Raw genomic sequence first — 19537 nt, forward strand, 5'->3', positions numbered from 1 at the left:
GACGGTCTTCCAGCGAATGTGCCGGAAGTCACGGCGGGCGCGGGCGGGGGCGAGTCCACCCGGGAAACCGGTGCCCAGGCGCAGAGGCGGACGCGATACGTCACGTCTGGAAGAGCTACGGCCGGTGAGGGCCCTGGGGGAAGCGTCGACGGCGAATCGCAGCAGCCGGGATGGTGAGGAAGGCGTGCACTCCCTGGTGAGCGGGGAGTGCACGCCGGGGTGGCACAGCGAGTGGGGTCGGATCACTCCGTCGCGAGGCGTCCTGAAGAGGAGGCTGTGGATTCTGCGGCACGTGCGGACGGCATGTCGGACCGTGTGAGCACCCGGCGTACCTCGTCGGCGAGTGCGGGAGCCGCGTTCGCGTCGGCATCGGCGATCCCGACGCCGTAGCGGAACCGCACGGTCGCGCCGTCCTCGACGGTCAGCTCCTCGCTGAAGAACGGTGCCGGGTTGAGGCAGGCGAACTCCTCGGTCCTGGCGAACCATTGCGGCGGGTGACTCGGGTTGGCCGCGTCGTCGACCATGAGCACGAGCGACTGCGCGTCCGTCTCGTCGTGGCGGCCCGCGAAGCCCATCCACTCCATGCGCCGCCCGCGGACCTCGTCGCCACCCAGGCCTTCCTCGGTCACGAACTGCCCGCCGGTGAACGACCGGGGGCCGCGCCAGAACAGGCCGCCGTAGCCGGCGTTCTCCCGTCCTTTGGTGGTCGGGGACCCTATGGCGACGTCCGTTCCGGAGACGTTGGTCATCCGCGTCTCGAACGTCAACGCCCAGGCATCCGGGGAGATCAGGCTCGCTCGCAGCGTCCTGCGCTCGGTGAAGAACAGCGCGCCGAACTGGGTGGTCCAGTCCAGGTCGTGGGCGAACGTCGCCGTCCCGTCGGCCCTGTCCAGGTCGACGACCCGGCGGTGGGCCTGGGTTCCGTTGTTCTGCAGCTGGACGTAGAAGCGTCCGTGGATGTAGGTGGGACCGCCCCAGAAGTTCTCCTCGCCCACGTGGGGCAGGGACCACGCGATGCCCTTGTGCCACACGTGGTCGTGGGGACGGAACAGGCTGACCACCTTGCCGGCCCGGGTGCGCAGGGGGTGGATGTAGGGCTTGGGCGACTCCAGTTGGACGGTGTCCGGCTGGTACACGTAGTGGAAGAGTTCGGTGTCGCCGTCGCGGACGGTGACCGAGGCACCGACGTCGTGGCTGATCTGCAGAGCGTTCATACGAGGGCTTCCTTGATGGGTTCCCAGGGCACGGCGCCGCCGTCCATGCTGACCGCGAACGGGTCGTCGTCGGTCAGTTCGCCCGCTGCGACGCGGACACCGCGGAAGGCGGAGGCGTACGTCGCCGCCGCGAACTCCAGCGTGCGGCGCGCGTCCTGCAGACAGACGCCGGGTTCCTGTCCGGTCTCCCAGGCGTCGAACACGGCCTCGATCTGGAGTCTGTGGCCGCTCGTGATGTCCGGCTCGTCACCGTCGGTCCAGAGGTCCGAAAGCCCCTCGTGGCCGGGGGCCGGGGTGAAGCGCCAGTGTTCCTCTCGGTAGCCGTAGAGGTGTTCGAGTTCGACCGTGGCGTATTCGAAGTCGAAGCGCAGGCGTGAGGTCTCCCGGGGGGACAGCAGGGAGTTGACCACCGTGGCGAGGGCCCCGTTGCCGAACCGGACGGCGGCGATCGAGACGTCCTCGGTGTCGGTGGGCCGGGCCTGGCGCTCGGCGAGTGCGGCGATCTGGGACCAGGGGCCGAGGACCGACAGCATGAGGTCGAACTGGTGGATGCCGTGTCCCATCGTGGGGCCGCCGCCCTCGACGTCCCAGCGTCCCCGCCATGGCACCTCGAAGTACGCGTCGGGCCGGTACCAGAGGGTCTCGCAGGTGGCGACCAGTGGCCGGCCCAGTGCGCCGGAGCGGGTCAGCCGGCGCAGGCGTACCGCCGCCGCGCCGTAGCGGTGCTGGAAGACGGTCAGGACCTTGGAGCCGGTCTGCTCCTGCACCGTGGCCAGTTGGTCCATCTCGCGCAGGCTCAGTGCCGTCGGCTTCTCCACCAAGGCGGTGACGCCGGCCTGCATCACCATGGATGCCAGCGGTACGTGGGTCTGCGGGGGCGTACAGATGTGTACGAGATCGAGGTCTTCGCTCTCCAGCAGAGCCTGCGGGTCGTTGAAGACGTGCGGCACGGAGAATCGGTCGGCGAACTCGGCGGCGCGGCTGGGGTCGAGGTCGGCGACGGCGACCAGCCGGGAACGTTCGGAGAGTTCGGCGAGGGCTTCGGCATGGGCGTGGGCGATACCGCCGGTGCCGATGATGGCCACGCGGTACGGCGGCCGGGGGCTGGGCATGGGTGTTTTCTCTCTCTTGGTTCCTGACCCACTTCTAGTGGGGCTACCGGGGGCCGTGGGCAGCGGCGACGGCCCCCGGAAGGAGGTCACTTGGCCGCGTCGATCTCGCCCTGGAGCTCCTTGATGAAGGCCTTCGCGGCGGCTTCGGGCGAGGTCTTCTTGAAGTAGACCTCCTGGCTGTAGCGCTGCAGCTCCGGCTCGATTCCGCTTCCGCCGTTGGGGGTCACGACCGGCGACTCACCCGGGGTCACGGCGTTCATGTAGTCGGCTGCCGCCTTGTCGGTCCCGGCCAGAGTCGGCTGGAGGTGCTTCAGCATCTCCTTGTTGGCGGGGATTCCGCGCTCCGTCTTGAGGATGTCGGCGGCTTTGGGGTCGTTGAGCATGAAGTTGATGAACGCGGCCGCCTCGGCCGGGTGCGCGCTCTGGCTCGAGACCGCCCAGTACATGGAGGGCTTGAAGAAGTTCGCCTTGGTGCTTCCGACACGAGGCATCTGCAGCAGTTGCACATGGGCGCCCGCGGCCTGCTGGATTGCGGTGATCTGGGTGTTATACGCCCCCATCATGGCCGCCTTGCCGGTGGCGAAGCTGCCCGCGGTCACACCGGCGGTCAGGTCCTCGACCATCGTCGGCGTATTGACGCTGGCCCCGGATGAGAGCAGGTTCAGGCCGTACTTCCACATGCCGGCGAGCGTCTCGGGCTTCAGTGAGACGTTGCCGTCCTTGTCGAAGAGGTTCTCACCGTGCTGACGAGCCCAGTACTTGACGTCGCCGGCGGAGAAGCCGGGCGCGCCGGCCGTACCGTGGATCTTGCCGCCGCTCTTGTCCGTCAGCTCCTTGGCGATCTTGGCGTAGTCGTCCCATGTCCAGGTCTTGTCGTCGGGAACCTTCACGCCGTACTTCTTGAACAGGTCGGTGTTCACGAGGATGGACATGACGCCGACGCCGACGGGAAGCGCGTACTGCGTTCCGTCGATCTGTCCGGTGGCCAGGGCCTGGTCGTCGAACTGCGAGGTGCTGAGGATCTTCTTGGCCTTGCCGAGGTCGTACAGCGCTCCGCGGTCGGCGTACGAGGCGAGATACAGCTCGTCCATCTGGACGACGTCGGGGGAGTCCTTGGCCGCGGTCGTCGTGGCGAGCGCGTCCCAGTAGCCGTTCCAGTCCTTGTACTGGCCCTTGACCGTGATGTTGGGGTACTTCTTCTCGAACGCCTTGATGACCTCGTCGGTGAGCTGGGCGCGGGCGTCCGCACCCCACCAGGTGGCGCGGATGGTGACCGGCTTGTCGCCGAGCTTTGGAGCGGATCCGGTGCTGCTGCTGCCGCTGCAAGCGGTCAGCACGAGCGAGAGTGAGGCGACCGCCCCGATCGCGACGCGTCTGAAGGGGCTGGGGTTCATGTGGTTCTCCTGTGGCTGATAAGTGGGTCGGATCGGTGGCTGCGGTGCTCCCGAACGGCCATGACTCGGTCGCCTCCGCGTGTCCGGCAGTAGCCCCCGCGGTTACTTGCCGCCGGTGGTCGCGATGCCTCGCAGCAGGAAGCGCTGCCCGGCGAGGAAGACGAGGAAGACGGGAACGAGCGACACGACACTCATGGCGAACACCGAGCCCCAGTCCGTCGCGCTCTGCTGGTCCACGAAGGTGCGCAGCGCGAGAGGCGTGGTGTACATGTCCGGGTCTGTCAGGTAAATGAGCTGGGTGTAGAAGTCGTTCCAGGTCCAGATGAAGGTGAAGATCGCGGTGGTCGCCAGGGCCGGGACCATCAGCGGCAGGATGACGTGGAAGAAGATCCGCGCGTGCCCGGCGCCGTCGATCCGCGCCGCCTCGTCGATCTCGCGCGGGATGCCACGGATGAACTGCACCATGAGGAAGATGAAGAAGGCGTCGGTGGCCAGGAACTTCGGCACGATCAGGGGCAGGAACGTGTTGACCCAGCCGAGCTCCGAGAACAAGACGTACTGCGGCACGATGATCACGTGGATCGGCAGCATGATGGTGACGAGCATGATGGCGAACAGCACGCGCTTCGCCCGGAATTCCAGTCTGGCGAACGCGTACGCGGCCAGGGAGCAGGCGAGGAGGTTCCCGAGGATCGCGCCGGTGACGACGATCGCCGAATTGATCATGTAGTGACTGAACGGTTGGGAGAAGGCGTTCCAGCCGTTGCTGTAGTTCTCGAAGCGCGGGTGCGTCAGGGCGAGTCCCGCACTGCGGAAGATCTGACTGTTGGGACGCAGCGAGCTGACCACCATCCACAGGACGGGGTACAGCATCGTGAGGGCGCAGAGGGCCAACAGGCAGTGCTTGAGAGGGGCGCGCACGGCGCGTCTGACCCGGCGTATCGCGTGAGGGCGGGGGGCGGGCAGCGAGCGGGGTACGGTTTCGGTGCGGTCAGTCATCGTAGAACACCCAGTACTTTGAGGCCCAGAAGTTGACGGCGGTGAAGGCCGCGACGATGAGGAGCAGGACCCACGCGAGCGCGGACGCATACCCCATGTCGAAGTGGCCGAACCCGCGCTGGTACAGGTACAGCGAGAAGAAGAGGGTGGAGTCGGCGGGCCCTCCGGTACCGCCGGAGACCACGAAGGCCTGGGTGAAGGTCTGGAAGGCGTGGATGATCTGCAGCACCAGGTTGAAGAAGATGATGGGTGTCAGCAGCGGAATGGTGATGCTGCGGAACTGGCGCCAGCGCTTCGCGCCGTCGACGGAGGCCGCCTCGTAGAGGGACGTCGGAATCTGCCGCAGCCCGGCGAGGAAGATCACCATGGGTGAGCCGAAGGTCCAGACGTTCAGGACGACGAGGGTCGACAGCGCCGTTCCCGGCTCCGAGATCCAGCCCTGCCCCTGGACATCGACGAGGGCCAGGGCCTCGTTGACCAGGCCGTTGGTCCCGAACATCGCGCGCCACAGCACGGCGATCGCCACGCTGCCGCCGATCAGTGACGGCAGGTAGAAGACGGAGCGGTAGAAGGCGAGGCCACGCACTCCCTTGTCCAGCACCAGGGCGAGCCCGAGGGCCATCGCCAGCTGCAGCGGGACGGAGACGAGGACGTAGCTGAACGTCACTTCGAGCGACTTGTGCAGACGCTCGTCATCGAGCATGCGCGTCCAGTTCTCGACTCCGTTGAACTGCGGCGGCTGCAACAGGTTGTACTTGGTGAAGCTGAGGTAGAGCGAGGCCAGCATCGGGCCGAGAGTGATCCCGAAGAGCCCGACGAACCATGGCAGTAGGAAGAAGAACGCCGCCTTGTTCTGCTGGCGCGCGCCCTTTTGGGACCCGCGCAGCCGGCGTAGTTCGTTGATGGAGCTCACGGCACTGCTCCCTTGAGCGGCGGCATCGGTACACAGTGGTGCGGGCCCGTCCCGGGCCACGCGTCACCCGAAAAGTGATCGTTCACTTTGTGGGTTGCGAGGACAATAGTGAACGATCACTTTTTACGTCAAGAGTGTGTAGTCTCTGACTTCACCGAACGTTGGCGGAAGGGTGGGGGAAGCGGATGGATGGCGCTGACACGGCGCGACGACGGCCTACGATCACCGATGTGGCGCGGCTCGCCGATGTGTCACCTCAGACGGTGTCGCGGTACCTGCGGTTCAACGGGGGGCTGAAGCCGGCGACCCTGGAACGCGTGGAGAAGGCCATACGGGAACTGGACTACCGTCCCAACCTGGTGGCGCGGTCGATGCGCACGCGGAAGACCGGCCGACTGGCCATCCTCATGCCTGCCATGGCCTTCAACCCCTCACGCATGCTGGCGGGTGCCGGCGCGACGGCGCAGGACGCAGGGTTTTTCGTGGATGTCGTGAGTGCCGGGGGCGGCGTACGCGCGAGGAGCGACCGCCTGCTGGAGCTCGCCGATTCGGGACAGTACGAGGGCATCCTCTCCCTCGCCCCCGTGCTTCCCGCCGTGGAGAGCAAACTGCACCAGAGGACGGCCGTGGTGATCTCGGCCGACTTCGACGACGAGATGCGCGGCATCGGGCAGCTGGCCGACGCCACGCCCCTGGTGCGGATGATCGAGCACTTGGCGGCGCTCGGTCACTCCCGGTTCCTCCATGTGGCGGGCGACGCGCAGTTCGCCTCCGCGAGGGCGCGCAAGCAGAGCTATCTGGAGACCGTCGAACGCCTCGGGGTCGAGTCCGTCGGGGTCTTCGACGGAGACTGGTCGGGAGAGTCCGGCATCGAGGCGATACGGTCGCTCCCGAGCCATGCTCGGCCGACCGCGGTGATCGCGGCCAACGACCTCGTCGCAGCCGGCGTCGTCCGGGGCGCCCGGGAGCGCGGCTGGGACGTGCCCGGAGACCTCAGCGTGACCGGTTGGGACAACGCCGGGGTCGGGCAGTTCATGACCCCGTCACTGACCACCGTCGACGTGGAGCTCGAACAACTGGGCAGTACGGCCATGGCCAAGCTGATCGCGGGTCTGAGGGACAGCGCGCCCGAGACGGCTGAGGGCTCCTTGTTCCGGATCGTCTGGCGGGAGTCGACGGCCGAGCCGCCTGCGGCAGGGCGTCTCAGCCGCAGGCGGTGATCAGCGCCGCTGCCGGGGTGGGCGCGGAGCAGGCGGACCGGGTCCGTCCCCTGCGCCTGCACCGCCCATCCGGCCCGGCCGTGGGTGCGGGCCGAACCGGCCGCGCACGCCGCGCGTCCTCAGGTGCGCATCGCCCTCAGTTCGCGTAGACGTCAAGCCGGCCGCACATCCCGAACTTCCCACGGGCAGCGGGCTGTTCAGACCTCACGGCGGCATCTGCGAGGTGAGGGGAATCCCCCCGCTCCAGCCAGTCGAGCTGCACCCCGGTGGCCGCGGCGGAGGCCTCGGCACCGTGTCGCCACCGCTCGCGCCACTCGGCGATGCGGGGCCGTACGAGCGCGGCGGCGGCACGGTGGAACGCGGCCAGGGCCTGTGGCCCGTCGGCCTCCCGAAGTGCTCGGTAGCCCTCCAGAGCGAGGTCCCGCCGGGCCCGGGCGACGCGCTCCTGCTCCTCCGCGGGCGCGTCGGCCGGGATGGCGGTGGCGCGGGCGTACGTCTCCGGATTGGTCAGGTACTCCGGGGGCAGCGTGAGGACCGCGTCCCCCGCCTCCGGCAGTCCGCTGTTCTGCATCAGAACGGTGATCCGCAGATCGCCCTCGTTGACCAGCCGGTGGATGGTGCCCGGCGTGAACCAGGCGACCGTGCCGGCCTGGAGCGGAGTGACCTCGTACCCGGAAGACGTCAGCGTCTGCACGGCCCCGCGTCCGCCGGTGACGACGTAAGCCTCTGAACACGCCAGGTGCATGTGAGGCGTGCCGCCGCACGCCCCGTCGGCGGCAGGCCAGTCGTACACCGACAGATGCGAGATGGCGACGCCCCCGGGCAATCCGGTGTTGGTTGTGTTCATGTGTGTGTCAACACTCCAGTTCCATTAAGTAAGCGCTTTCTATCTCTCTTAATTTACGTGCCGGTCGCCCAAGCGGTCAATGTTCTGCCTAAAATCAGACCCCAATAGCGAAGCCGCAAGGAGGACGATGTGAACAATGGCTTGGTAGGTAAGAGCGTCTATGCCTTCGGCGACAGCATTGTGTACGGACATGTGTATCCGCACAGTTTCGTGGACGTAGTTGCGGAGCGCGAGGGTATGGCCCTCGCCAAGTTCGCCCGGAACGGCGCGACCATAGGCGCCGACCCGCATGCTTCCGGAGGGCAGATACTCACGCAGGTCGAGCAAGTGACCGACATCGCGCCGGACTTCGTCGTCTTCGACGGAGGCACCAACGACGCGCAGTCCATTTTCCGGGACCGCGCGTACACGGTCGGCACCTACGCCGAAGAGTTGGAGAAGACGCTGCACGCCATGGAGCGGAAGTGGCCGACCGCCCGCATCGTGTACGTCGCCGCCCACAAGCTCGGTTCGCGGGACTGGGACACTCAGGTGGCGCTGCGCGAGGCGACCCTGGAGGCCTGCCGCAAGTGGGATGTCGCCGTTGCCGACGTCTTCGGAGAGACCACGTTCGACACGCGTGATGACACCCAGCGTGCGAAATACACGTTCGACGACCTGGTCAACGGTTTCCCTGGCACCGAGGGATCGGGAACACATCCCAATGAGGCGGGTATCACCACTTTCTATGTGCCGGTGCTGAGCGCCACGCTGCAACGGATTTCATCACGTTGATCAGTCAGCAATCGGATCTGCCTGGCCGATATAGGAAGGCAGATCCGATTGCTCATTTTCTCGACGTCAGCTTGAGGTGAACATCCTGTCGGCACTGGAAGCGCTTACCGTATCCGTAGATTAGCCGCAATGCTCGCGCCACCAGCTGGACCTGGCTGTCACTGGCCGAACCCGGTGCCGCGTGAGATCCGGGCGTCGTCCACGTGGACCACCCCGCGCTCACCCCCGTTCGAATACCACGCGACCTTCGCGATCCCCGGCATCGAGGTGCGGAACGCGGCATCGGTCACCATGCGGTGGCCGTCGATGTCCAGGTCGAACCGCTGGTTCACGGTGTCCACGGTGAGCGTGACCCGGTACCACTTGCCATTGGTGTAAGTACCGATCACGGTGTCCGTGGTTCCCTCGTACGCGTGGATCTGGCCGCGGGCGAAGGCGACGCTGACGGCTGGGGCGCCGCTGGCGTTGTACACGTAGGGCAGTCCGAACCAGCCGGCCTGCGTGTCGTTGCGCATCACCTGCGTGTCGATGGTCACCACGCCCTGCAGCGGGGTGCTGAAGAGCCGGGCGAGGTTGGTCCCGTCGGTGCCGCCGCCTTCGATGGTGCGGGTGAGCCGGACGCTCTTGTCGGTGGCGGACGGCGTCTCCACCACGGAGACGTCGTTGTTGGTCGAGATGACTCGCCATCCGTTGGTCCCGTTGGCGAGCGTGCCCGTGGCCAGGCCGTCGAAGGTGTCCGTGAACGCGATGTCGGGCGCGCCGCGTTCGAGGGCACCGATCTCCGGACCGTTCCCGATCGGCACAGGAGACCCGGCGTTGTCGAGGCCTCCGTTGCCGGTGACCGTGGCTCCGGCGTCGACGAACACCGATCCCGACTGGAGCGCGAAGTTCGCCGCCGTGCCGAGTCTCGGGCCATTCTCGTCGCCGTAGGGTCCCGTGAAGGAGGCATTCACGAACTGCGGAGCGCCGACGACGGCGTGCGCGTCGGACGTGGGCACGGTCGTCAGGTTGTCCGAGTAACCGTTGTTGTTATAGATGATGGTCGACTTTTGTACGAACGTGGGCGCGGACTGCCCGGAGACGAACAGGTTGTTGGTCAGCGTCGCCTTGCCGGAGACGCCGCCGGTCACCATGTTCGTCGAACTGGTGTTGGCGAAGGTGTTGTTGTAGATGTTCGCCACCGTCCCGCCCGTCTGCGACAAGTGGAGGTTCCATCGCGTGCTGCCGGTGATGACGTTGTAGCGGAGCACCACGCTGCCGAACTGGACGCTGGAGTTGCACGCGCAGAGCAGGATGCCGTCGCCGTTGTCGTGGAGGTAGTTGTACTGGAACACCTGGTTGGTGGTGCCGATGTCGGGATCCAGGGCGTTCTGGTCGGCACCGCCCGACGAGAGGTGGGTGCCCATGATCTCGTTGTGCTGGACAGTGACGCTGTCGGCCATGTTGGTCTCGACGCCGGAGACGCCGACCCGGTCGATCACGTTGCCTTCGACGAGTCCGCCCCGGGTTCCGGTGAGGTAGATGCCGTTGCAGCCGTAGGGGGTGTTCGCCTGCGTGATGTAGTTCCCGCGGAACGTGACGTTGGTGTACGGGGTGTACTTGGGGTCACTGGCCGTGGCGCGTTTGCCCCAGCCGGTGAAGACGGCACCTGGCGCGTCACCGGCGTACTGCTTCGTGACGATCCCGCTGAACGAGGTGTTCTTGATGGTGGAGTTCTCCACGGTGATGCCGTCGAGGACCGTGGGGGCACCGGGCGCGGTGATGTCCTGGACGCCGGTGAGGAAGGCGATGCCGCCGGTGTCCTTCGAGCGGTCCCAGCCCTGCTGGAAGGTGATGCCCGGCTTGTTGTCGGCGGTGCTGCCGCCGACCCACTTGACCTCGCCGGTGACGTCGTGCACGTCCACCGAGTCGATCACGAAGTGGTGCAGGGTCTGGCCGTTGTCACCGTGCACGCCGATGCCGCGGAAGTCGCCGAGTTTCGAACCGTCGGTCGTCCCCGTGGGTACCGCGTTCGACACGTCGAGGTTGCGGATCTCCCAGTACTGCTGGTTGTTCAGCCGCACCGCGTCGCCGACTGCGCCCTGGCCGGCGATCTTCGGCTTGGCGCCCGTTCCGTAGCTGTCGATGGTGATCGGAGAGCCGTCAGCGCCGGACCCCTTCGGCCAGAGTTGCCCGGTCCAGCTGTCACCGGCCTCGAGGCGAATGGTGTCGCCGGGCTGGAACGTCGTTGTGTTCACCTTGCTCAGCGAGCGCCAGGGCGCGCTGCTGCTGGTTCCGGCGTTGCTGTCGCTGCCGCTCGTGCTCACGAAGTACGTGGTGCCCGCGGCGAAGGCCCGCTGCGCGGGGATGAGCACGATCGACGCGAGCACGACGGCCAGCGCACACAGTGCGGCGGCTGTCGCTCGTGACACAAGTCTTCGGTTTACGGTCATTGTCCTCTTCTTGTCGTCCGTGGTGGTGAGGTACCGGCTCCTGTCGTGACGCCTCCAGCCGAGACGTCGCGTAACGACTCGGGGCGCCGGCGCCTCGGGACCGTACGGTGGACGCACCAACGGCTGCGCGACGACACGGGCACTGGTCCGGCCGGACACGCCCCATCGGGGGCTGAGCTCGGTGGCGGTTCCAAGAGTCGTGCTTCCGGTGTGACAGTGCCCTCCCGGATGTGCAGCGGGCCTTCGAGAACGTCATGCCTGCCCCTCGGGGCGCGTCGGGAAAACGTATTCCGCGCAGTGTGCCCAGCGGTGCTCGAGTGCGTCAAGGTTTCAAGCAGATGAACGTCAGCGTTGCGGAGGCGCTGCCGGAAAGCCGACGGCGCCATGTGGCAGCGAGCCGTGCGGCAGCCCGGCTGCTTCGGCAAGGCGCTTGTCACTGGCTGCTCAACCCGTTGCCCGGCGGGGGCCCAGCAGCGCAGACGGATCTCATGGCCCCCGGCGCACGGGTGGGCCAGGCCGGGGGTCGGGCCTGCCCCACCCAAGGGCTCGGTTGCTCAGTCGGTCATGCCACCTTGACCAGCTTCCAGCGCTGGTTGCTCCCGCCGTTGGTGTACCACTGGTCGATGGGGGTGTTGTCGGTGGTCCCACCCTTGTACACGTCCACCTTGTACCCGTTCGACCGGGACTCGATGGTGTAGCCGCCGCTGTCGCCAGGGGCGATCAGCCACTGCTGGCTGACGCTCCCGCTGGGGGTCTTGAGCTGCAACTGGGTGCCGGGCCAGGTGGAAGCCGCGTTGATGTCGAGGGACTTGCCGCTGGTGACACCCGTGATGGTGAGGTAGCCGCCGCTGGCGTAGGCCAGTTTCCACTGCTGGCTGCCGCTGTTCGCGTCGGTCTTCTGAACGACGGGCGTGCCGTCGCTGATCCCACCGTTGTAGGCGGTGAGCACCTTGCCGGTGCCGGCGCTGATGATCTTGTAGGTGCCGGACAGGTCGCTGACCGGCTCGTGGGTGACGGAGAAGTTGGAGTACTCGACGGGGTAGTAGCCGGTCGCGCCCAGGCCGGCCAGGCCCGCACCGTAGCTCGCGTCGGTGACCGTGCCGACGGTGTTTCCGTCGATCTTGGCGATGATCGTGCTGGCCTGGAAGGACAGCGACAGGTTGTGCCAGGTGCCCGTGCCGGGAGCGGTGACGGTACCGCCGGCAAGGGTGGTCCAGTTCCATGCTTTGTTGCCGGCGGTGTCGGTCTTGAGCAGCGACCAGGATCCGGTGTCGGACAGGCGCAGGTGGTAGGCGTTCATCCCCCCGGCGCTGAACTTCGTCTGGGTGCCGACCCGGCCGAGCAGCTCTGCGGAGCTGCCGCTCTTCTCCAGCAGTACGTCGGAGCTGACCGTGTAGTTGCTCCAGCCGATGTCGCCCATGAGGGTGTAGGGCTGGAGGGCGTTCGTGGCCGGGTACCACCAGACGATCGACTTCTGGGGTGCGGTCTGTCGCAGGCACTGGCCGGTGCGGCCCCCGGTGCAGGGGGCGGCCTGGAACGCGCCGTTCATGGAGGCGAAGTACTTCGCCTCCTGCCCGGTGCTGTAGCCGGCGAAGGAGTCCGAGTAGGGCATGACGAGCCGGTTGCGCGCGGGCGAGGTGGCCGTTCCGGCAGCCTGGCCGGTGGTGGTGGTCACGGTGTAGACGTGACCGGGGTCCAGGGTGAGGGTGTACGTGCCGTTGTCGGCGGTCAGGTCACTGTTCTGCACCATGTGCGGGGTGGCGCCCCCGGGCTGTGACAGGTCGGTGGACCACACGTGCAGGCTGCCGCCGGGCAGGCCGCCGGCGATGTCGAGGGTGACCGTCTGGGACGCGGTGGCGTCCATGGTCTCGAAGACGGTGCTCCAGGCGCTCTTGTCGGGCGCGGTGTAGCTGACGTAGCTGCCGTTGGCGCGGTCGCCGCCGAGGTAGCCGGAGGCGCTGTCGAGGTACTTCCAGCCGGGTGAGGTGAACTGCGTGGTCTGGGCGATGGACCAGGCGGTGCGGGAGACGCTGTAGGCGCCGGACCACGGCTGGTTCGCGGTGACCAGGCCCTGGTCGTGGAAGTAGAGGTTCTGGTAGTCGGCGGCCAGCATGGGCCAGTTGATGTACGCGCTCATCTTGGCGTCGAGGTAGCCGCGGTTGATGGCACGGGCGACCGGGGCCGCCCCGGTCTCGGCGTTCTCCGAGCCGTTCTCGCTGGCCCAGAGCTGCTTGCCCAGCGACTGGGCGTCGGGGGAGGAGGAGCAGGTGGTCATCGCGGACGCGTACGTGCAGGGATAGTGCGCGCCGACGATGTCCACGGCGTTGTTCAGGGCGCTGTCGGTCTTCATGGCGGTGGCGATGTTCCAGTTGGTCTCATCGCTGCCGACCAGCTTGGTCGAGGTGTAGCCGTTCGCGGCCAGGGCCGACTTCAGGTTCTCGTAGAAGGAGGCGCTGTACGTCTTCTCGTTCTGGCCGCCGAGGTAGTCGATGCTCAGGCCGTGCTGCTTGGCGCAGCCCATCCAGTCGATCAGGTAGTTGATCCCGTCCGTCGAGTAGAAGTTGCCGTTCCCTATCCAGCCGGGTGCGCCCCAGGCCAGGGCGAAGAGCTTGATGCCGGGGTTGCGGGCCTTGGCCTGCTCCATCACCCACCACTCGTAGCCGGCGTCGCAGTCGATGTCGCCCTTCGCGTGCTCGAAGCTGGCCTCGGAGCCGTCGGTGGAGTTGGTGTCGCCGCCGATCTCGACCTTGAGGATCTGCAGGGATGCGCCGTAGCCAGGCTTGAACAGGTAGTCCAGGATCTGGTTGCGCTGGGTGGCCGGGTAATCGACCAGGAGGCGGGTGTTGCCGCCGCCTCCGCTGATCGCGCCGACGCCGTCGAAGGTGCGTCCTGCGCTGGTGCCGTCGACGGTGATCGCCGTGTTGGTGGCGGCGTACGCGGGCGACAGCGCTCGGCCGGTCAGCAGGGCCAGTCCCATGAGCAGGGCGGCGAAGGCCGCCAACCGTCTGATGTGTCTGTCAGGCAGCCCTGTGGCGTTGTGCACGGGAGGTCCTCCTGGGAGGGAGTGCGGGTGTGGGTGTGGGTTGTACGGAGACTCGGTGCGGGGGCCGGCGCGTGGATCGCAGAGGCGGGGCCCGCCCGGTGGAGGAGTCTTTCCTCAGTGGGAAATCGTATTCCGCGCAGTGTGCCTGTCCGTGATCGAAGGCGTCAAGCATCGGTCGGGGGGTAAAAAGTGCGGCTTTGATGTGGCAGGTTCTGGTCGCCCGAAGGCGCTGTGCACGTCGGCGGGAGTGATCGGCTCAGGGCCGGTTCAGACGACGCGGATCGCCGTGCTGTCGCGCACCACGACCTGCCCGCGCATCATCAGATGCTCTGCTTCCGTACGGTCCGCGAGCGCGAGGCGGACCGCCTCGGCACCTGCCTGCGCCAGCGGCAATGACACGGTCGTCAACCGCGGTGTCACGTCGATCGCGAGCTCGATGTCGTCGAAACCGGTCACCGAGACTTCGTCCGGCACCGCCACCCCCGCAGTACGGAAGGCGGACATCGCGCCGATGGCGATGGTGTCGTTGGCTGCGAGGACCGCGTGGGGCGGCTCCAGCCCCTCGGCGACCAGCCGCCGCGCCGCGTCGAACCCTCCTTGGCGGTTCACCGGGCAGTGCGAGATCCGGATGTGCCGCTCCTCGACGCCGCCGCCGCGGAGACCGGCCATGAAGCCCGCGGTACGGGCCGAGACGTTCCCCTTGCCGCGTACGCCGGCGAGGATCGTCACGTGCCGGTGCCCCGCCCCGGCCACGTAGCCGGCCAATTCCTGCGCAGGGCCGTGATTGTCGAAGCTGATGGAGTCGAACGGCATGTCGGTGTCACCGACGATCACTACCCGGCCGCCCTCGCGTTCGTAGCCGAGCAGCTCGTCGAGCAGGCGCCCGCCGAGGGCCTTCGTGTCGAGGCGGCTCGAGGTCAGAATGAGCGCACGCGGCCGCAGAGCACGCTGCAACCGGACGGTTTCGAGCTGCCGCTCGGCTGTGCCGTGGGTCGACGAGACGGTCACGAACGCACCTGCGTCGCGCGCTCGCCGTTCCATCGCCGCGGCGACCATTCCCATCGACGGGGTCGTTAGATCGTCGCCGACGACCGCGATCGAGTCGTTCGCGCGCCGCATCGCCCGGGCTGCGGCGTCCGCGGTGTAGCGCAACGTGGCCGCGGCGGAGACGACCCGCTGCCTGTATTCCTCCGCGACCGTCCGGGAACTGCCGCCCAGCACTCGCGACGCGGTCGAAACCGACACACCGGCGGCCGCCGCCACGTCACGCAGGGTGACGGTCGGCCTGGCTGAATGAGGCATCGCGCCGTCCCTCCCGCACCACGAAAACGAGCCGCCGTCGACGCTACCCGAGGATATCCCCGGCCAGGCCGCGGAGGTGTGAACGGACGTGCCGGTGACCGACTCGGGATACGGTCGCCCGGCTGGAAGGTGGTCGCGTCGGCCCGGTTGGATTCCGCAAGGCATGTGCGGCGCAGTAAGCGCACCGGCCTACGGAGTGACCGTCGGTAGTGATCCCGCGACTTCCAGGCGCTCGGCGGCTCGGTGCACAATGTGCGGCATGGAAGATGGAGCGGCAGCGCCTGTACGGCGTCGCGGGGAGGCCGTATCCGAGGGGCGCCAGGTGACCCTGCATGATGTGGCGCGGACAGCGGGCGTCTCACAGGCGACGGCGTCGCGGGTGCTCAACGGCAGCGTCCGCAACGTCCGGCAGGAGAACGTCGACCGTGTGCTCACCGCGGCCGCGGAACTGGACTACGCACCGCACCTGTCCGCCCAGGCGATCGCGCGGGGTTCGACGAACATCGCCGCGCTGGTCGTCAGCGGTGTCGACGACCCGTACTTCTCCTCCATCGCGGCAGGTGTGACGCAGGCAGCCGAGGCCGCCGGGCTCATCGTGACCATGGCGGTTGCGGACCGCTCCCCGGAACGGGAACTCCAGATCGTCGGGACGCTGCGCGGCATGCGCCCCCGCGTCATCATCATGACCGGCAGCCGCGTCGACGGCGCCGATGCCCGTGACGCACTCGTCGAGGAGCTCCACGCCTACCGGGAAGCGGGCGGCAGCGTAGTCCTGATCAGCCAGCACGACCTGCCGTTCCACACCGTCAGCATCGACAACTACGGTGGAGCGCGGCAGCTTGCCCGCGCGCTGGTAGGGCTCGGCTACCGGCGGCTCGCGGTGGTCCGGGCGGGGACCGGCCTCAGGACGTCCCGTGACCGGTGCAGTGGTTTCGTGGAGGGCCTGCGCGAGTTCGGCATCGACGTCGACGAGCGGCTGGTGGTCGAAGCCGAGTTCAGTCGCCGAGGGGGGCGTGCTGCGGCCCGGGAGCTCCTCCAGCAGGGACTGGACGGCACGGAACTCGTCTTCGCGGTCAGCGACGTCATGGCGATCGGTGTGATGACCGCATTCCGCGACGCCGGGCTTGTCCCCGGCCGGGACATCGCCGTCGCCGGCTTCGACGACATCGGCCCGGCGGTGGACGTCGTCCCGGAGCTGACGTCCGTGAACGTTCCTCTGCAGCAGGTCGGGCTCCGTGCGATGGAGCTCGCGCTCTCCGACGATGACGCCCCGCGGATCGTACCGGTCGCCACGAACGTCGTTCTGCGGGCAAGCACACCCCCTCGATGACCGTCCCGGCTGATCGCGTGGTGAGCGTCGACTGTCCGCCCTGAGCTGCTCCGCGGCCCGGCCGACGCCCTCGTGGCGGGCGACGGTCTTCCGGCCTGCCGAGCGCGCCGTAGCCGATGAGTGCGGTGCCGTCCTCGGGAGAAGCTCCGCTCAGATCAGGGCAAGACGCCGAGCCGAGCCGGGCGGCGGACCATGACCAGGCCCGGAGCGGGCTCACGGTGATAGCCGGGAGCGAGCCGCCAACGGGGCCAGTGGTGCGGACGCAGTGGGCGCCGTAGGACTCCATCAGCTTGGCCTGGCGGGCCAGTTCGGCGGTTCGGCCAGTGGGACATCATCAGGAAGCCCGCCACATCCATGCCCAGCCCGCGGGCCGCGGCGATGTGCTGGGCGGAGATGCCGGCCTCGGGCCAGTGGGTGGCCACGCGCACGGAGCGGATGCCCGGCGAGTGAGCGCGTTGCAGGTCGTGCAGGGTGCCGACGCAGGGCAGCAGCGGGTGGTCGAGAGCCGGATCGCTACTTCGGTCGCCTCCGCCTGAGACATCGCTCGCATGTGCCACGCAGGCTCGATGGCTGGGTTGGGAGCTGTGTCGAAGCGCAGTTACTCATGCTCAAGAATCTACAGAGGAACTACTTGATACTGAGTATCGATGAAGTCTAGAGTCTCGTATTGCAAGTTCGTTTCGAACGGGAGTGTCCTTATGAGCAAGATCTGGTTCGTCACCGGTTCCTCGCGTGGCTTCGGTCGTCAGTTCGTCCAGGCGGCCCTGGAGCGTGGTGACAAGGTCGCGGCCACCGCCCGCGACACCGACTCCCTGGCGGATCTGGTGGCCGCCCACGGTGAGGCCGTCCTGCCGCTGAAGCTGGACGTCACCGACAAGGCCGCCGCATTCAAGGCTGTCAAGCAGGCGCACGAGCACTTCGGCCGCCTGGACGTGATCGTCAACAACGCCGGACACGGCCTGTTCGGCGCGGTCGAGGAGCTGACGGAACAGCACGTCCGCGGTCAGATGGAGACCAACTTCTACGGCGCCCTGTGGGTCACCCAGGCCGCCCTGCCCCTCCTGCGGGCCCAGGCCAGCGGCCACATCGTGCAGATCTCCACGGTCGGCGGCGTCGTCTCCTTCCCCAGCCTGGGCGGCTACAACGCCTCCAAGTGGGCCCTGGAGGGCCTGACCGAGGCCCTCGCCCAGGAGGTCGCGGGATTCGGCATCAACGTCACCCTCGTCGAGCCCGGCGGCTTCGAAACCGACTGGGCCGGCTCCTCCGCCACGTTTGCCGAACAGTTGCCCGCCTACGACGACCTGCGCGCCGCCGTCGCCGCCGCCTGGGGCGACGTCAAGTCCGGCGACCCCGCCGCAACCGGCCCCGCCCTGCTGAAGATCGTCGACGCCGACAATCCTCCGCTGCGTGTCTTTTTCGGCACCGCACCCCTCCACCTCGTCCCCCAGGTCTACGCCGAGCGGCTGAAGACCTGGGAGGAGTGGGCGGCGGTCTCCGCCGAGGCCGAGGGTGCCGCGGCCTGAAGCCGCCGCGCGGCAGCGAGACGCCGCGGGCCGATCCGTGACGAGGTGGATGGTTCGGGCGGCAGCCCGCAGACATGAAGGCGGGCTCGGTGGTCGGGAGCCACTCGCGGCTCCCGAAGTGTCCCGGGCGGCCCGCGGCGCACTGTAGGCCCTTCCCGGCGAGGTGACGGGAAGGGCCGGGCGGGTGCGGGGCGGTCATCCTCCCCTTCTGTCACCGGTGGCCGTCCAGTCGCCGGACCACCGACCGGAACCCCAGTCGGGCCCGACCCCATCCGCGTACAGAGTCATCCGTTCGACAGGGGGACAGAGAGTGATGCCGGCCCGGAGGGCAGCGGCGCCCTTGTGGGACCGCAGAAAGCATGACGGGGGTGCGTGCGTACGGGGAGGGTTCAACTTTTCGGGGCAGGTGCCGGAGTCGCAGCCGACCTCGGCGCCGGCCGGTCCGCCCGGCCGGGAGCGCCCAGCGGGCCTGCGCTCACCGTCACGTTCCCTGCGTGCGGCCCAGCGTTTCGTCGTATGCGCTGCCGTCCCTGAGGACGCACTGGGTGCGGCCGGGCAGGTCCTCCGGGTCAAGTGGACCCTCACCTCGCATTCGCTGACGCGCTCCGTGGGAGGGACTTGAGCGGCCGGCGTGGACAGTGTGGCCGCCGGGAGCCCATGTTTCTGATGCTCAGTATCAGATTGATCCGCTGTTGTATTCTTTACTCATGACCGACTCCGCCCGCACCTCCGCCCAGTCCGCAACCAAACCACCCGGCCTGCGGGAGCGTATGCGCGCGACGGTCCGGAAGGAAGTCGTCGAGGTCGCGCTCCGGCTCTTCATCGAGCAGGGATTCGACGGGACGACCGTCGACCAGATCGCCGGTGAGGTCGGGCTGTCGCGTGCCAGCCTGTTCCGGTACTTCGGCACCAAAGAAGACATGGTCCTGCAGGGCTTGGAGGAGACCGGCGGTCAGATCGCGGAGGCGCTCGCCGCCCGCCCTGACACCGAGGGTCCCTGGGAGGCGCTGCGCAGGGCGTTCGACGTCCTCACGCAGGCGAACGAGCAGGCGCCCGAGCAGACACTCAGCTATCTGCGCATGCTCCAGGAGACTCCGTCATTGCGCGCCCGGCACTTCGAGAAGCAGCTGAGCTGGCAGGCGATGCTGGAGTCGGAGATCGCCAGGCGGCTGGGCGTCAGCGCCGACCAGCCGGAGGAGGTCGGGCCGAACGCGCTTTCCGGGGCCGCGCTCGCCTGTCTGGATGCGGCCGCGACGGGCTGGGTGGCCTGTGGGGGCGCCGTGCCCTTGGCCGTACTGCTCGACCGTGCGATGGGCACGCTGACGGAATAGTTTCACCAAGGTCCCTTGCCTCCTGGAGCCACGGGGGTAGGCAACGGGGTTTGTCCCTGGCGGAGTTGGCCGGGCAGGCGAGGCTGGCGAAGCAGGCGCTCTC

The 19537-nt window shown here is 67.9% G+C and carries 14 protein-coding genes and 1 pseudogene; 5 read left to right on the forward strand and 10 right to left on the reverse strand.

Annotated features, from left to right (window positions below):
• Positions 1–242 precede the first annotated feature (242 nt).
• The 5 genes from ACN6LB_RS02755 to ACN6LB_RS02775 all read right to left on the reverse strand — a co-directional run bounded on the left by ACN6LB_RS02755 (position 243) and on the right by ACN6LB_RS02775 (position 5623).
• On the reverse strand, positions 243–1214 hold the full coding sequence (locus ACN6LB_RS02755) for a PmoA family protein (RefSeq protein WP_445024382.1): 972 nt from the start codon (positions 1212–1214) through the stop codon (positions 243–245).
• Positions 1211–2326: a Gfo/Idh/MocA family protein gene (locus tag ACN6LB_RS02760; protein WP_445024383.1), complete on the reverse strand. Its 1116-nt coding sequence runs from the start codon at positions 2324–2326 to the stop codon at positions 1211–1213. Before ACN6LB_RS02760 ends, ACN6LB_RS02755 begins: the two co-directional genes overlap by 4 nt.
• 86 nt (positions 2327–2412) lie before the next feature.
• Positions 2413–3720, reverse strand: coding sequence for an ABC transporter substrate-binding protein (locus ACN6LB_RS02765; RefSeq protein ID WP_445024384.1), 1308 nt, complete (start codon positions 3718–3720; stop codon positions 2413–2415).
• 102 nt (positions 3721–3822) lie between these two features.
• A complete protein-coding gene (locus ACN6LB_RS02770) occupies positions 3823–4719 on the reverse strand; it encodes a carbohydrate ABC transporter permease (RefSeq protein WP_445024385.1) in 897 nt (298 codons plus the stop codon).
• Positions 4712–5623, reverse strand: a complete 912-nt coding sequence (locus ACN6LB_RS02775; RefSeq protein WP_445024556.1) for a carbohydrate ABC transporter permease — start codon at positions 5621–5623, stop codon at positions 4712–4714. Before ACN6LB_RS02775 ends, ACN6LB_RS02770 begins: the two co-directional genes overlap by 8 nt.
• 239 nt (positions 5624–5862) lie before the next feature.
• On the opposite strand from ACN6LB_RS02775, the gene ACN6LB_RS02780 reads away from it, so the two are divergent.
• Positions 5863–6852 carry a LacI family DNA-binding transcriptional regulator gene (locus ACN6LB_RS02780; protein ID WP_445024386.1) on the forward strand — a complete coding sequence of 330 codons (990 nt, stop codon included), beginning with the start codon at positions 5863–5865 and terminating at the stop codon, positions 6850–6852.
• Positions 6853–6988: 136 nt separating this feature from the next.
• On the opposite strand, the gene ACN6LB_RS02785 is transcribed toward ACN6LB_RS02780, so the two are convergent.
• The gene (locus ACN6LB_RS02785; protein ID WP_445024387.1) at positions 6989–7699 is read right to left on the reverse strand and encodes a cupin domain-containing protein; all 711 of its coding nucleotides are present in this window, start codon (positions 7697–7699) and stop codon (positions 6989–6991) included.
• A gap of 129 nt (positions 7700–7828) precedes the next feature.
• Here ACN6LB_RS02785 and ACN6LB_RS02790 point away from each other — a divergent pair, with 129 nt between their 5' ends.
• A complete protein-coding gene (locus ACN6LB_RS02790; protein WP_445024388.1) occupies positions 7829–8473 on the forward strand; it encodes an SGNH/GDSL hydrolase family protein in 645 nt (214 codons plus the stop codon).
• A 158-nt stretch (positions 8474–8631) separates the two neighbouring features.
• On the opposite strand, the gene ACN6LB_RS02795 is transcribed toward ACN6LB_RS02790, so the two are convergent.
• The 3 genes from ACN6LB_RS02795 to ACN6LB_RS02805 form a co-directional block, all read right to left on the reverse strand.
• Positions 8632–10884 carry a right-handed parallel beta-helix repeat-containing protein gene (locus ACN6LB_RS02795; RefSeq protein WP_445024389.1) on the reverse strand — a complete coding sequence of 751 codons (2253 nt, stop codon included), beginning with the start codon at positions 10882–10884 and terminating at the stop codon, positions 8632–8634.
• Positions 10885–11467: 583 nt separating this feature from the next.
• Positions 11468–13948, reverse strand: coding sequence for an RICIN domain-containing protein (locus ACN6LB_RS02800; RefSeq protein ID WP_445024390.1), 2481 nt, complete (start codon positions 13946–13948; stop codon positions 11468–11470).
• A gap of 267 nt (positions 13949–14215) precedes the next feature.
• Positions 14216–15211 (reverse strand): LacI family DNA-binding transcriptional regulator, encoded by a 996-nt coding sequence (locus ACN6LB_RS02805; protein WP_445024391.1) that lies wholly within the window; start codon positions 15209–15211, stop codon positions 14216–14218.
• A 361-nt stretch (positions 15212–15572) separates the two neighbouring features.
• Here ACN6LB_RS02805 and ACN6LB_RS02810 point away from each other — a divergent pair, with 361 nt between their 5' ends.
• A complete protein-coding gene (locus tag ACN6LB_RS02810) occupies positions 15573–16580 on the forward strand; it encodes a LacI family DNA-binding transcriptional regulator (RefSeq protein WP_445024392.1) in 1008 nt (335 codons plus the stop codon).
• Positions 16581–16818: 238 nt separating this feature from the next.
• Here ACN6LB_RS02810 and ACN6LB_RS02815 read toward each other — a convergent pair.
• A pseudogene (locus tag ACN6LB_RS02815) lies at positions 16819–17071 on the reverse strand (4-hydroxy-2-oxovalerate aldolase); the annotation flags it as partial.
• A 207-nt stretch (positions 17072–17278) separates the two neighbouring features.
• On the opposite strand from ACN6LB_RS02815, the gene ACN6LB_RS02820 reads away from it, so the two are divergent.
• Together ACN6LB_RS02820 and ACN6LB_RS02825 are read left to right on the forward strand one after the other, a co-directional pair.
• The gene (locus tag ACN6LB_RS02820) at positions 17279–18103 is read left to right on the forward strand and encodes an SDR family oxidoreductase (RefSeq protein WP_445024393.1); all 825 of its coding nucleotides are present in this window, start codon (positions 17279–17281) and stop codon (positions 18101–18103) included.
• A gap of 707 nt (positions 18104–18810) precedes the next feature.
• A complete protein-coding gene (locus ACN6LB_RS02825; protein ID WP_445024394.1) occupies positions 18811–19434 on the forward strand; it encodes a TetR/AcrR family transcriptional regulator in 624 nt (207 codons plus the stop codon).
• Positions 19435–19537 lie beyond the last annotated feature (103 nt).

Source organism: Streptomyces sp. SAS_270, from assembly GCF_052543295.1.

Coding starts and splice junctions, on each gene's coding strand:
- ACN6LB_RS02760 (WP_445024383.1), bottom strand. CDS start 2,326: ATGCCCAGCCCCCGGCCGCCGTACCGCGTGGCCATCATCGGCACCGGC.
- ACN6LB_RS02785 (WP_445024387.1), bottom strand. CDS start 7,699: ATGAACACAACCAACACCGGATTGCCCGGGGGCGTCGCCATCTCGCAT.
- ACN6LB_RS02765 (WP_445024384.1), bottom strand. CDS start 3,720: ATGAACCCCAGCCCCTTCAGACGCGTCGCGATCGGGGCGGTCGCCTCA.
- ACN6LB_RS02770 (WP_445024385.1), bottom strand. CDS start 4,719: ATGACTGACCGCACCGAAACCGTACCCCGCTCGCTGCCCGCCCCCCGC.
- ACN6LB_RS02820 (WP_445024393.1), top strand. CDS start 17,279: ATGAGCAAGATCTGGTTCGTCACCGGTTCCTCGCGTGGCTTCGGTCGT.
- ACN6LB_RS02755 (WP_445024382.1), bottom strand. CDS start 1,214: ATGAACGCTCTGCAGATCAGCCACGACGTCGGTGCCTCGGTCACCGTC.
- ACN6LB_RS02825 (WP_445024394.1), top strand. CDS start 18,811: ATGACCGACTCCGCCCGCACCTCCGCCCAGTCCGCAACCAAACCACCC.